The 11,538-nt window shown below is 68.5% G+C and carries 13 protein-coding genes (1 of these 13 cut by a window edge); 4 read left to right on the top strand and 9 right to left on the bottom strand.

Annotation, left to right across the window (positions count from 1 at the left end; genetic code table 11):
- The 4 genes from cysW to OVA30_RS23920 form a co-directional block, all read right to left on the bottom strand.
- A protein-coding gene (gene cysW / locus OVA30_RS23935) for a sulfate ABC transporter permease subunit CysW (protein WP_268177214.1) crosses the window boundary here: on the bottom strand, positions 1-780 show its 5' portion. The gene continues 123 nt to the left of window position 1, outside the view; only the first 780 of its 903 coding nucleotides appear in the window; it begins with the start codon at positions 778-780; its stop codon lies off the left edge, out of view.
- Positions 773-1,627, bottom strand: a complete 855-nt coding sequence (cysT, locus tag OVA30_RS23930; protein ID WP_268177213.1) for a sulfate ABC transporter permease subunit CysT — start codon at positions 1,625-1,627, stop codon at positions 773-775. Before cysT ends, cysW begins: the two co-directional genes overlap by 8 nt.
- A 4-nt stretch (positions 1,628-1,631) precedes the next feature.
- Entirely contained in the window at positions 1,632-2,699 is a 1,068-nt protein-coding gene (locus OVA30_RS23925; RefSeq protein WP_147019603.1) for a sulfate ABC transporter substrate-binding protein, read from the bottom strand.
- A 210-nt stretch (positions 2,700-2,909) separates the two neighbouring features.
- Positions 2,910-3,056: a hypothetical protein gene (locus tag OVA30_RS23920; protein ID WP_003602177.1), complete on the bottom strand. Its 147-nt coding sequence runs from the start codon at positions 3,054-3,056 to the stop codon at positions 2,910-2,912.
- Positions 3,057-3,333: 277 nt separating this feature from the next.
- On the opposite strand from OVA30_RS23920, the gene OVA30_RS23915 reads away from it, so the two are divergent.
- Positions 3,334-3,621 carry a hypothetical protein gene (locus tag OVA30_RS23915; protein ID WP_268177212.1) on the top strand — a complete coding sequence of 96 codons (288 nt, stop codon included), beginning with the start codon at positions 3,334-3,336 and terminating at the stop codon, positions 3,619-3,621.
- A 426-nt stretch (positions 3,622-4,047) separates the two neighbouring features.
- On the opposite strand, the gene OVA30_RS23910 is transcribed toward OVA30_RS23915, so the two are convergent.
- Complete coding sequence (locus OVA30_RS23910) at positions 4,048-4,254, bottom strand: hypothetical protein (protein ID WP_015821027.1); 207 nt, start codon at positions 4,252-4,254, stop codon at positions 4,048-4,050.
- A gap of 204 nt (positions 4,255-4,458) precedes the next feature.
- Here OVA30_RS23910 and OVA30_RS23905 point away from each other — a divergent pair, with 204 nt between their 5' ends.
- Positions 4,459-4,878, top strand: a complete 420-nt coding sequence (locus tag OVA30_RS23905; RefSeq protein ID WP_015821026.1) for a cupin domain-containing protein — start codon at positions 4,459-4,461, stop codon at positions 4,876-4,878.
- A gap of 3 nt (positions 4,879-4,881) precedes the next feature.
- Here OVA30_RS23905 and OVA30_RS23900 read toward each other — a convergent pair whose 3' ends face one another.
- The 3 genes from OVA30_RS23900 to OVA30_RS23890 all read right to left on the bottom strand — a co-directional run bounded on the left by OVA30_RS23900 (position 4,882) and on the right by OVA30_RS23890 (position 8,019).
- Positions 4,882-5,517, bottom strand: coding sequence for a cyclic nucleotide-binding domain-containing protein (locus tag OVA30_RS23900; protein WP_268177211.1), 636 nt, complete (start codon positions 5,515-5,517; stop codon positions 4,882-4,884).
- Between the two features lie 108 nt (positions 5,518-5,625).
- Complete coding sequence (locus tag OVA30_RS23895; protein WP_268177210.1) at positions 5,626-6,954, bottom strand: flavin monoamine oxidase family protein; 1,329 nt, start codon at positions 6,952-6,954, stop codon at positions 5,626-5,628.
- An 87-nt stretch (positions 6,955-7,041) separates the two neighbouring features.
- Complete coding sequence (locus tag OVA30_RS23890; RefSeq protein WP_268177209.1) at positions 7,042-8,019, bottom strand: Kelch repeat-containing protein; 978 nt, start codon at positions 8,017-8,019, stop codon at positions 7,042-7,044.
- Positions 8,020-8,177: 158 nt separating this feature from the next.
- On the opposite strand from OVA30_RS23890, the gene OVA30_RS23885 reads away from it, so the two are divergent.
- On the top strand, positions 8,178-8,903 hold the full coding sequence (locus OVA30_RS23885; protein ID WP_003602164.1) for a sulfate transporter family protein: 726 nt from the start codon (positions 8,178-8,180) through the stop codon (positions 8,901-8,903).
- Between the two features lie 285 nt (positions 8,904-9,188).
- Entirely contained in the window at positions 9,189-9,443 is a 255-nt protein-coding gene (locus OVA30_RS23880; protein WP_056460048.1) for a hypothetical protein, read from the top strand.
- A gap of 422 nt (positions 9,444-9,865) precedes the next feature.
- Here the strand turns inward: OVA30_RS23880 and OVA30_RS23875 are convergent, their stop codons facing one another.
- On the bottom strand, positions 9,866-11,518 hold the full coding sequence (locus OVA30_RS23875; protein ID WP_268177208.1) for an ABC transporter permease: 1,653 nt from the start codon (positions 11,516-11,518) through the stop codon (positions 9,866-9,868).
- Positions 11,519-11,538 lie beyond the last annotated feature (20 nt).

Here is an 11,538-nt window from a genome sequence, read left to right as displayed (position 1 = left end):
GTTGTACTCATTGTAGAGGATCTCCACGTGCAGCGGCAGCGTATTGGTGAGTCCGCGGATATGGCCGGAGACGACCGAGACCGCGCCGAACTCGCCCATCGCGCGGGCGTTGCAGAGCAGGACGCTGTAGAGCAGGCCCCAGCGGATATTGGGTAACGTCACAGTCCGGAAGGCGTGCCATCCGGAAGCGCCGAGGGTCAGCGCCGCCTCTTCCTCCGCCGTGCCCTGCTCCTGCATGAGCGGGATGAGCTGGCGGGCGACGAAGGGGAAGGTGACGAAGATCGTCGCGAGCACGATGCCGGGCACCGCGAAGATGATCTGGATGTCGTGCTCGACGAGGAACGGGCCGAACAGGCCGCGCGAGCCGAACACCAGCACGTAGATCAGCCCGGACACCACCGGCGAGACCGAGAAGGGCAGGTCGATCAGCGTGACGAGCAGGTTCTTGCCGGCGAACTCGAACTTGGCGACGGCCCAGGAGGCCGCAACGCCGAAGACGAGGTTGAACGGCACGGCGATCGCCGCGACGATCAGGGTAAGTCGGATGGCGGAATGCGCGTCGGGCTCGGAGAAGGCGGCGAGGTAGGCGCCCCAGCCCTTGGCCAGAGCCTGCGCGAACACGGTGAGGAGCGGCAGGACGAGGAAGAGTCCGAGGAAGGTCAGCGCGACCGCGATCAGCAGCCATCGCACGACCCGCCGCTCGGTGACGACGCTGGCGGGAAGCCGCAGCGTTTCGTGCCGCGGCGGCGTGCCGGGGCTTTGAGCCAGCGCCTCAGACATAGCCGAATCTCCGCCGGCTCCAGGCCTGGATCAGGTTGATCGCGAGCAGGGTCACGAAGGAGATCGCCAGCATGATCACGGCGATGGCGCTGGCGCCCGCATAGTCGAATTCCGAGAGCTTGATGACGATGAGCAGAGGCGCGATCTCGGAGACGTAGGGCAGGTTGCCGGCGATGAAGATGATCGAGCCGTACTCGCCGACGCCGCGGGCGAAGGCGAGGGCGAAGCCGGTCAGTACCGCCGGGATCAGCGGCGGCAGCACCACCCGCGTCAGCGTGGTGATCCGCGACGCGCCGAGGATGGCGGAGGCTTCCTCCACCTCCTTGTCGATCTCCGCAATCAGCGGCTGCACCGTGCGCACCGCAAACGGCAGACCGATGAACACCATCGCGATGAAGATGCCGACCGGCGTGTAGGCCGCCTCGATGCCGACCTTGGCGAGCTGCTCACCCACCAGTCCGTTCGGGGCGTAGAGCGAGGCCAGCGCGATGCCGGCCACGGCCGTCGGCAGGGCGAAGGGCAGATCGACCACCGCGTCGGCAAGCTTGCGGCCAGGGAAGTCGTAGCGGGTCAGCACCCAGGCGACGGTGCCGCCGAAAACCGAGGCCGTGAGCGCGGCGAGCAACGACACACCGAAGCTCACGCGCAACGCACTGGCGACGCGCGGATCGGTGGCAACGTCCCAGATGCCGGACAGGCCGAGACCCGACGCTTTCACCACGAGGGTGGCCAGCGGCAGCAGCACGATCAGACTCAGGCAGGTCAGCGTGTAGCCGAGCGTGAGCCCGAAGCCGGGAATCACGCTCCTTTGGCGGAAGCGCCGCCGGGGTTTCACGGGCTCGCCCATGCGGTCAGCGCCCAGCCTTGCTCAACTGATCGAACAGGCCGCCATTGTCGAAGTTGGCCTTCTGGATCTCGTCCCACGAGCCTTGAAGATCCTCGATCTTGAACAGCTTGATCTCGGGAAGTTGCGCGAGATCCTCGGGCTTGGCCGCCTCGCGCTTGATCGGGCGATAATGGTGCTTGGCGAAGATCGCCTGCGCCTTGTCGCTGTAGAGGAACTGGAGATAGGCCTCGGCCTGCTTGCGGGTGCCCTTCTTGTCGACGTTGGCGTCAACGAGGGCGACCGGCGGCTCGGCATAGATCGAGGTCGGCGGCACGACGATGTCGAATTTGTCCTTGCCGAACTCCTCCAGCACGAGGAAGGCCTCGTTCTCCCAGGTCGGCAGAACGTCGCCGAGGCCGCGCTGAGCGAAGGTCACGGTCGAGCCGCGGGCGCCGGTGTCGAGCACGGGCACGTTCTTGTATAGCGCGCCGAGGAAGGCGTTGGCCTTCTCCTTGTCCCGGCCGTCCCGCTCGTAGGCGTAGCCCCAGGCCGCGAGGAAGTTCCAGCGCCCGCCCGCCGACGTCTTCGGGTTCGGGGTGATGACCTTCACGTCCGGCTTGGCCAGGTCGTCCCAATCCTTCACGCCCTTCGGGTTGCCCTTGCGGACGAGGAACACGACGGTCGAGGTGTAGGGCAGGCCCTCGTTCGGAAGCTTGGTGCGCCAATCCGCCGGGATCTTCTTTGAGATCTTGGCAATGGCGTCGATATCGGACGGGATGCCGAGGGTCACGACATCCGCCGGGATGCCGTCGATGACGGTACGAGCCTGCGCGCCCGAACCGCCATGGGCGGCGCGCACGGTGATCGTCTCACCGGTCTTGGCCTTCCACTCCTCGGCGAAGGCCGCGTTGACCTCGCGGTAGAGTTCGCGCGTCGGATCGTAGGAGACGTTGAGGATCTCGGTCTGCGCCTGGGCGCTGCCGGCGGATGCAAGGCAGACGGTCATGGCGAGACCGAGAAGGACCGCGCGCCGATAGGGTGTCGCGCCGGGCTTGATCGGATATCCGTCGAACACGTCGTCTCGCCTCCACATCGCGGACCTCGCCCGCCTCTGGAGACGAAGTGTTCTTTTTAAAGAACGATGTCAAGCGTAGCGCCATGTGAGATGCTTGATACAGAGCCCGAGACCAGTGCTCGTCACAAGGCGAATAAGACGAAATTTCTTCAAATGCGCGGCAAAATAGACAGAAAATCTATCACGCAGCGTTCTTTTGAAAGAACGTTTTCGGGGACGATCTCGGCGTCAGGCTGAAGCCCATTCGACCGCCAGCCAGACGCCGCGGGCGATGATGAACCACCACGTCACGGTGACAGCCAGGGCACCCAGGAGACCGAGGGCCGCGAAGCGACGCTGCATCGGGCTCAGGATGGCTTCGAAAACGCTCTTCATTGCGGGACGTCTTCTCATCGCGTCGGTGGTTCGGTCTCGAAAGGGATCGCCGCCGTGCCGCGTTGGCCGTGACGGCGTGCCAACGCGAAACATTCGGTGCCCTGTCGGGTCGTCTCGCCCTGGCCGTGGCAAGTGACGAACCAGGGTTGCAACGAATCCACTGTCTCGACCGCGCGTACCGCCGCGAGACCATCGCGCCGGGCTTCGGATTTGCAGCGATGCGGAGGACCGTCCCGATTTCGGACACTCCGATCTGCCCTCGAGAAAGCTTTTGGAAATGTCGTTGCCCAACCCCGCGAAGAACGCCCCGGACCGCGACGTGCAGCCGATCCTGTTCGGATTGCTTGCGGACGGTTCCGGCGAGGCACGCTTCGCTGGTACACCGATCGAGGTCGGCCCATCGTCGGAGGCGGCCCGGTTCTCGCCCTCCCGCGATTGGTACGGCCGCTGGGCGGTTCAGCCCCTGCACGGCAACCTGGCGCCGGACGCAACGCGTATGGATCGAGTCGTATGCCCGGAGGATATCGTGATCCTCGGCCCGCGTCGGCACGCCCGGCGCTTTTGAAATGCCACTGCCGCGCTCAAGCATCGTGCCGGATATCAAATCCAGGACGATGCTCGAACCTCTTGTTTTCGCATCATCTTTTTCCGAAAGCCGGACGCCACCTTTCGCGGCGATGCTCTATGCGCCGCGCGCCGCATTGCTTAAGCTCGGACCATGGAGAATCACGAGCTACGCGAGTCGCGGGCGGCCCTCATTCTGATGGGCGTGGCCGTGCTTGCCGTGTTGCTGTTCGGAGCCGTGACGCTGATCGTGCAGGCGGCGGGGTGAGCGGCTTCGGTTGATCGGTCGATCTGCGTCTCGCAATCCAAGGGGCGGGTACGCCTCTTGGCGCCGCTCACGCGCGCAGCGCTTGCCATTCCTTCATGCCGCTCACGAAAATCGTGCTGTGCGCGGAGCGGAGACGATCGGGATTTTGATGAGGTACGCTTAGTCCGAGAGCGCGCGGAGCTGCCGGTCGAGCGCTTCCAGGGCGCGGGCCTGATCCGGCTCGGGCTCGGGGCCGCTGACATAGGCGAGTGTCACCCGGGCGATGCGCAAAGCCGTCGCGAGATCGCGACCTTCGCGCTGCGCCTGCTCGATCACGGTGGCGACATCCGCCATGACCTGGGCGTTTCCCTCGTATCCGCGCATCATGTCCGCGTCATCAATGTCCGGGCCGCAAACCGCGCGGCGCTGCGAAACTGTCGTGTTGTCCCGAAAGCCGGCGATCACCGCTCGGAACAACACGACATTCCTAACATTTTCGCCCGGTTGATGAAATGCGTGCGCCGCCGGCCTCTTTGCACCGGCCGCACGCGTCGGCATAATCGCCGCCGGACCAAACGGGAGCACCGCAGAATGGACGAGCCAGGATCCGCCGGCCATGCGGTGTTCGACGTGGCCGAGAGCGTGCGCCGCCTTCCCGAAACCGCGGCGACGATGGTGGCCGATCACCGCTTCACCGACGACGAGACCGCGAGCGCCCGCGTCTTCCGGGTCTACCGGCCGACGCCGCCGCACTATCACACGACCTGCGACGAGTATCTCTACGCCCTCTCCGGCCGTTGCCGGATGCAGTTCGGCGACGCGGCACCGGTCGAGGTCGGGCCGGGCATGCTCGTGTTCTTCAAGCGCGGGGTGGTGCATTCCGTACCGGAGATCCTGGAGGAGCCGGTGGTGTTCCTCTCCGTCGACACACCCCGGCGCGGGCCGCGCGACATCCAGTTCGTCGAAGCCGGAACGGGCACGCCCGACAGCTTCATGCGGCAACCCGACTGAGACTCACAGCACGTCGCTGCCGGCCGGCACGGTGCGTTGCGCGCCCGCCGCCTCGGCAGCGCTCTGGAACAGGCGCTCGCTCGTCAGCTTCAGGAGATAGAAGCCGAATTCCGGGTTCTGATAATAGAGCTGCTTCACCTCGGAATAGGACAGGCAGCGCGCCGTGCCGGCCTCGACGCAGGCGAGCGAGCCGGTGCGGCGATTGCCGGGCGAGAGCATGCCGAGTTCGCCGACGATCTGGCCCGGCCGCACGTCGAGGCCGTGCTCGGCGATGCGGAAGCGCCCGCTCTCGATCAAGTACATCTCGTGGGCCGGGTCGCCCTTCAGGAACAGCACCTCGCCGGCCCGGAAGCGGCGGGAGGTGCCGAAGGATTTCAGCCAGTCGAGGGAGAGGTCGCCGGAGGCCGCCCGCTCGGTCTCGCGCACGAGGCGGACCATCTCGTAGAGCCGCCACGCGTTGAACGGGATCTGGATCGCCTCGGTGAGCATCACCGGCACGCTGCCGATCAGGTAGCCGTAGGTGATGACGGCGCAGCTCGCGCACAGGGCCACGATGCGCAGCGGGATCATCGTTCCCATCGCCGAGGAGGCGACGGTGAGCGCCGTCCCGAGATAGCCGATGGCTTCGACCCAGTTCATCGCGTTCCCCCCGGCCTCCCGGCCGGCCCTCGCTCCGGCGGGCGCTCCTGCGCGTTTGTCGCGTCGGCGGTTCGCCCATCCGGGTGGGGGATGCAAGTGCGGGAGCGCTCAGGCGCTCGCCCGCAGCGGAGCACGATCGTCGGTGAGCGTGTCGGCGACGCGATCGGCCGCGCGTAGCCCTTCCTCGTAGGCGCCGCCCGCGGTGCCCCATTGCGCACGGGAATTCGCCTCGCCCGCGAACCAGATCCGCTCGCCGACCGGCTCCTGGAGCGTCGCCCGGGCGGCCGCGTGTCCGGGCGGAACCACGGCCCAGGAGCCCCGCGACCAGGGATCGTGCCGCCAAGCGGTCACGGCCGGGATCGCGAGGTCGGCCAGGGCGGCGCGGCCGAAATGCTCGGACAGAACCGCGCGGGCGAGGCGGCGCGCCCCATCGGGTCCGGCCCCGGCAGCGTCCAGGGCACGGGCCAAGGCGGTGTCCAGCTCGAAATAGTGGAACGGCGTGCCGTCGATCCGCGTCAGCATGCCCGGCGGCTTGTGGCGTCCGCCGACCACGCTGGCGAGCCGGTCGCGGCCCTGGAACGGCGCCGAGGGCCAGTGCAGGACGACGTGCTCGTAGATGCCCGACAGGAAGCCGTCGATGGCCGCGCGCGTCCGTTCGGGCAGCGGGGGATCGAAGCGGAACGCCGCCTGAAGCACGGGCATCGGAACGGTGACGATGACGGCCCGCGCCGCGAGCCGCCCACCGTCCTCGAGTTGCACGCGCACGCCCGGCCCCGACCAGTCGAGGCCGGCCACGGGGCATCCGAGCTGGATCGGCAGTCCGGGCGCCAGCCGCGCGAGATAGGCGCCGTAGCCGCCCGCGATGAAGAAGTTGTCGCCGTATTCCATGCTCGGCCAGTCGTGCAGCGACACCTCCTCGAGCGGCCGGCCCGAGACCAGGGCGTGGACGCCGGCGATGCGCTCACGCCACGGCCCGAGATGGCGGGGCAGCGCGCCGGAGGCCGGCCCGTCCTGCGTGCGGGACGCCGCGCCCGTAATCGCCCGGTCGGCGACGTCGAAGGCGCGGGAGAAGGCGGCTTCCTCATCCGCACGCGCCGGACGCCGGCCGATCCAGAGATGCTCGTGCTGCGCGGCCCGCCGCAGAGGCTCGCCGCGGGTCCGGGCGAGGGCGACAAGGGGGTTGATCGGCCCGGCATGCATCCAGTGCGCGCCGAGATCGATCGCGTGGCCGCGCAGCTGCGTCGTCACCGCGCGCCCGCCGACCCGGTCGCGCGCTTCGAGAACCGCCACCGACAGGCCACGCTCGATCAGCCGCCGGGCCGAAGCGATCCCAGCCGCGCCCGCGCCGATCACGATCACGTCGGGCGCGGCCGGGACGGGCGAGACACGGGCCGCGACGGTCGGGCGGAAGCGGGCGTGCTCGGGGGCAGGGCGCATGGTCTCGAAGCGGATCCGGGAGGGCAGCGGCCCTCATGTCGTCCGCCGACCCTGCCGCGGCAAGCGTTCGCGGCCGCCTTCCCTCGTTCAGCGGGCCGGCGCGGCGCCGTTCGAATCGAGCACTTCGACCGTTCCCGACCGGTCGCCGCCCGGCCGCGGGCTCCCGGTGAGAGTGAAGATGCGGCCCTTGTAGGTCACCGCGCCGAAGCCGTGGCGGGCGGTGGGAAGCCGGGCCAGGGCGCGCCAGAGATTGCCCGGCAGATCGAAGGCCTCGACCTCGTCGTAGGTCCTGCGATTTGACTCGCCGCCGATGACGAAGACCTCGCGGCCGAGCACGGCGGAGGCGACGCCGCTGCGCGCGGTCGGCAGGGGCGCCGCCTCGCTCCAGGCGTCACGCGCCGGATCGTAGACCTGATTGGCCGCGAGGTTCTTGCTCGAATCGCCGTCGATCCGGCCTCCGCTGGCGACGATGCGGCCCTCCACCGTCTGCACCGCGAGGTGGTCGCGGGGCGTCGGCAGGTCGGCGGCCGTGCTCCACCTATCCTTTGCCGGATCGTAGACCTCGTGGGAGCGGACATTGCCGCGTCCCGACCCGCTGCCGCCGACGACATGGATCTTGTCGCCGAGTGGCGCCGCCCCGCCCGCGGCCCGCGGGGTCGGCATCGGCGCGCGGGCCTCCCAGGCGTTCGCCTTCGGATCGTACGCCCAGACCTTGTCGGTCGCTTCCCAGCCGTTGACGTAGCCGCCGAACACGTAGACCCGCCCGCCCTGTTCGGCCGCCATGGTGTGGTGGACGGGGTAGGGGAAGGGCGCGCCCTTGCTCCAGCGATCGGTGGCCAGATCGTAGATCAGCAGTTCGGTCGCGCCGTTGTAGTCGCCGATGACGTAGGCCTTGCCGTCGAGCGCCGCGACCGCGACTTCGGAGCGCTCCGCCGGGGCGGAGCTGGCGCCCGCCCAGGCCCCGACCTCGTGGGCGTCGGCAGGCACGGTGGCGGGAACGGTGGCGAGCAGGGAGCCGAGCAGGGAGCCGAGCAGGACGAGACGAGAGAGGGCGGGGCGGGCCATGGGCGGGTCTCCGGCGGATCTATGCGGGCAACGCCTCAATCGCGCTCAGGAGCCGCGCTTCGTCAGGGTTTCCCGAAGCTGGGGCTTGCGCCATCCCCGCGGAGTGGCGAGAACCCGCCTCGGGTGGGTGCGGATCATCGAGAGGATTGAAGGGCGCGATGCTCATCAAGGCCGCTGCCGCCGCTATGCGGCAGGTATTCTCCCCCGCCCTGCGCGGCATCCTGTTCAAATCGCTGGCGCTCACGATCGGGCTGCTGGTGGTCGTGTGGTTCGGACTGACGCGCCTGATCCAGGCCTTCCAGGCGAGCCACCACATCTCGGCCGACTACCCGTTCCTCGACACCCTGGCCTTCTTCCTGGCCGGTGCCGGGCTGTTCGTGGCTCTGGCCTACATCATGCCCGCGGTGTCGATCCTCGTGGCCGGCTTCTTCCTCGACGACGTCGCCGAAGTGGTCGAGCACAGCGATTTTCCCGCCGACACGCCGGGGCGTGCCCTGCCGTGGGGGCAGGCGCTCGGGTCGGCTTTCCGCTTCGCCGGCCTCGCCCTGCTCGTGAACTTCGTGGCGCTGATTCTCGTCTTCGTGCCGGGGGTGAACCTCGTCGCCTTCTTCGGCGCCAACGCTTACCTCCTCGGCCGCGAATATTTCGAGCTGGCCGCCGGCCGTTTCCGTTCCCTTCCGGAGGCGCGGGCGATGCGCGAGCATTACGGCTTCACGGTGATCGCGGCCGGCTGCCTGCTCGCCGGTCTGATGATCGTGCCGATCGTCAACCTCGTGACGCCGCTCTTCGGCGTGGCGCTGATGGTCCATCTCCACAAGGGGCTCGAACGCAGGGCGCTTCCCGGCCCGGCCGAGACCAATCCCCGCCTGTCGAACCGGCGCTGACGCGCCGCGCTCAGGCACGACAGGACGCACGATAACGCTTGCTTGAGTGAGGTCGGGCGCGGCCTCGCCGAAGCGCGTCCGCAGTGGGGCGCAGCCCGCTTCGTGGCGTCCGGCAACCGGGTTCCGTGCGACGCGCCGCGGGGCAAACCGCGGCTCGAGTTTAATCCCGGACGGTGCGTGTGCCTCGGCACGTCATGCTCAAGTTCTGTCGCCTATATCAGTAACACCAGAGGACGAGACTGCGCTTTCAAGAGAAAGCGCCGAACAAGAGAAAGTGAAAATCACATGAAGACCCGTCTTGCCGCCGTCGTTGCCGCCGTCATCATCGGCGTGACCGCTCCGGCCTCTTCCGTGATGGCCTTCGACCGGAACGCCCGCCCGGCCACAGCCGCCGACGTAGAGGTCACGGGTTCGCTCGGTGTCCACGACAGCCCCGCGCACACCGCCTGCCCGATGAGCTCGGCGGCCGAGGGCAATGCGAACCAGCAGAACTTCCCGGTCAAGCAATATGGCCAGACGTCTGGTGGTACGCGCTGCTGAGCCCGGGGCGCCGAATCCCGGCGCCACGAGACTGTGATATCGTGCAAGTCGACATTTCCAGTGGAACTTTATCGACAATATTGGCCATAACGGCCTCACATCTTCGCGATTCGAGATGCGCTTCATCGTCTCGTCGCATTTTTCTTGCTCTCTCGACGGAATGACTGAGCGTTTCTGTCGTTGATGGTAATGACTGGGCCTGAATGGCCCGGTTTCTGCCTCTCCCTCCGCCTGCCGGGACGTTGGCCATTCCGCGACCATGCGGGGCCGACGCCGCAGGTGGGAGCCACCGACCGTAAGGAGTTGACCGAGCATGCAACTGAAGCCCGTCTCCTACGCCATGATCGCCGTGTTCGCCTGCGGCCTCGTGATGACCTTCGTCGGCTCGATGAACGTGCTGCTTGGCGGCATGTAAGACCCGGTCAGGCGTCCGACCGGCTCGGCCGCAGCCCGGCATCCCGGTTGAGGCGCAGCAGCAAGGCAACGGGGATCAGACCCGTCATCACGATCAACAGCGCGCTCGCGGCACCGTCCTCGTAGGTGCCGCGAGCGGCTTCGCCGTAGAGGTGCGTGCTCAGCGTCTCGACGTTGAGCGGACGCAGAAGCAACGTCACCGGTAATTCCTTCGCCATATCCACGAAGGCGAGCAGCGCCCCGCTCAGGACGGCGGGCCATGCCAGCGGCAATTGCACCGCGAGGAGTGTGCCGAAGCGCCCGCGTCCCAGCATCCGCGCCGCGTCGGGAAGGGTCGAGGGGATGCGCGCGAGACCTGCTTCCGTCGCGCCGACGGGAATGGTCAGGAAGCGGAGCGTATAGGCGATGACCAGCGCTGCGCCCGTGCCGAGGCCGACGGCCGGTGCCCAGCCGAGCCCGGCGCCGGCCAGGTTGGTCAGCCCGGTATCAAGCAGCGCGAGCGGGGCGAGGAGCCCCACGGCCAGCACCGTGCCCGGCATCGCGTAGCCGAGACCGGCGGCCCGGATCAGTGCCAGTCCGCTACGTCGCCCCAGGAGATGCGGGGAGGCAGCCACCAGCAGCCCCACCGCGACCGTGACCAGGGTCGCGGCGCCCGCGTAGAGCACGGTGTTGAGGGCCTGCGCGGCGAGGGTGTCCGGCAGCCCCATCCGGTTTAGTCTCTGCCAGACGGCCCATGCGAGATAACCCGCGGGCAGGCCGAAGCCGAGCAGCACGGGAGTGAGGCCGAGACCGAGAGCGAGACCCGCCCGCCATCCCGACAGCGGCCGACGCGCGGTCGGCCGGTCGCGATGGCCCGAACCGGCATAGCCCCTTCCGCCGCGAGCGAGCCGCTCGAGCGCGACGAGACCGACGACGCCGGCCAGCATCACCAGGGCGATCTGCGCAGCACCGGGCAGGTCCGAGCGGTTCACCCAGGTCGCGTAGACCTGCACCGTGAGGGTGCGGACCCCCAGGAACTCGGCCGCGCCGACATCGTTGAGCGCCTCCATCAGTGCGAGACCGGTGCCGAGGGCGATGGCGGGCCGAGCCAGCGGCAGCGCCACCCGGAAGAAGGTCCGCGCCGGTCCGGCGCCGAGCATCCGCGCGGCCTCCAGCAGCGTCCCCGCCCGCATCAGGAACAGCGCCCGCGTCGGCAGGTAGACGTAGGGGTAGAGGACGAAGCCGAGGAGCAGAATGCAGCCGGGCAGTGAGCGCAGATCGGGAAAGGACAGGTCGCGTGGGCTCGACAGGCCGAGCAGCCCGCGCAGTCCGCTCTGCAACGGACCGAGCGGGTGCATCAGATCGAGATAGGCATAGGCCACCACGTAGGTCGGCACCGCGAGCGGCAGCAGCAGGGCCGCGTCGAGCAGCCGACGGCCGGGAAAGGCGAAGGCCGAGACGAGCCACGCCGTTCCGGTGCCGAGCCCGATCACCAGGATTCCGACACCGGCGAGAAGCAAGCCCGTCTCGCGGATCGCCTGCGGCAGCACATAGGCCGCAAGATGCGGCCACAACTCGCCGGACCCGTCGGCCGCCGCGATCGCGAGCGAGGCGACCGGCGCCAGGAGGACGGCGGCCAGCAGCGCCGCCGCCGCGTAGAGGAAGCCACGAGCGGGCGTCATCGATGATCCTGCGATCCGTC

The sequence above is a fragment of the Methylorubrum sp. SL192 genome, from assembly GCF_026672325.1.
Classification (GTDB): domain Bacteria; phylum Pseudomonadota; class Alphaproteobacteria; order Rhizobiales; family Beijerinckiaceae; genus Methylobacterium; species Methylobacterium extorquens.
The sequence above is the reverse complement of the archived record's forward strand: the minus strand, read 5'-3'. Positions and strand labels throughout refer to the sequence as shown.

What these genes read in the sequence shown, in the direction of transcription:
- OVA30_RS23910 (WP_015821027.1), bottom strand. Translation starts at nt 4,254, where the DNA reads ATGATGCGCGGATACGAGGGAAACGCCCAGGTCATGGCGGATGTCGCC.
- OVA30_RS23925 (WP_147019603.1), bottom strand. Translation starts at nt 2,699, where the DNA reads ATGTGGAGGCGAGACGACGTGTTCGACGGATATCCGATCAAGCCCGGC.
- OVA30_RS23880 (WP_056460048.1), top strand. Translation starts at nt 9,189, where the DNA reads ATGAAGACCCGTCTTGCCGCCGTCGTTGCCGCCGTCATCATCGGCGTG.
- OVA30_RS23890 (WP_268177209.1), bottom strand. Translation starts at nt 8,019, where the DNA reads ATGGCCCGCCCCGCCCTCTCTCGTCTCGTCCTGCTCGGCTCCCTGCTC.
- OVA30_RS23875 (WP_268177208.1), bottom strand. Translation starts at nt 11,518, where the DNA reads ATGACGCCCGCTCGTGGCTTCCTCTACGCGGCGGCGGCGCTGCTGGCC.
- cysT (WP_268177213.1), bottom strand. Translation starts at nt 1,627, where the DNA reads ATGGGCGAGCCCGTGAAACCCCGGCGGCGCTTCCGCCAAAGGAGCGTG.
- OVA30_RS23915 (WP_268177212.1), top strand. Translation starts at nt 3,334, where the DNA reads ATGTCGTTGCCCAACCCCGCGAAGAACGCCCCGGACCGCGACGTGCAG.
- OVA30_RS23895 (WP_268177210.1), bottom strand. Translation starts at nt 6,954, where the DNA reads ATGCGCCCTGCCCCCGAGCACGCCCGCTTCCGCCCGACCGTCGCGGCC.
- OVA30_RS23900 (WP_268177211.1), bottom strand. Translation starts at nt 5,517, where the DNA reads ATGAACTGGGTCGAAGCCATCGGCTATCTCGGGACGGCGCTCACCGTC.
- OVA30_RS23885 (WP_003602164.1), top strand. Translation starts at nt 8,178, where the DNA reads ATGCTCATCAAGGCCGCTGCCGCCGCTATGCGGCAGGTATTCTCCCCC.
- OVA30_RS23920 (WP_003602177.1), bottom strand. Translation starts at nt 3,056, where the DNA reads ATGAAGAGCGTTTTCGAAGCCATCCTGAGCCCGATGCAGCGTCGCTTC.
- OVA30_RS23905 (WP_015821026.1), top strand. Translation starts at nt 4,459, where the DNA reads ATGGACGAGCCAGGATCCGCCGGCCATGCGGTGTTCGACGTGGCCGAG.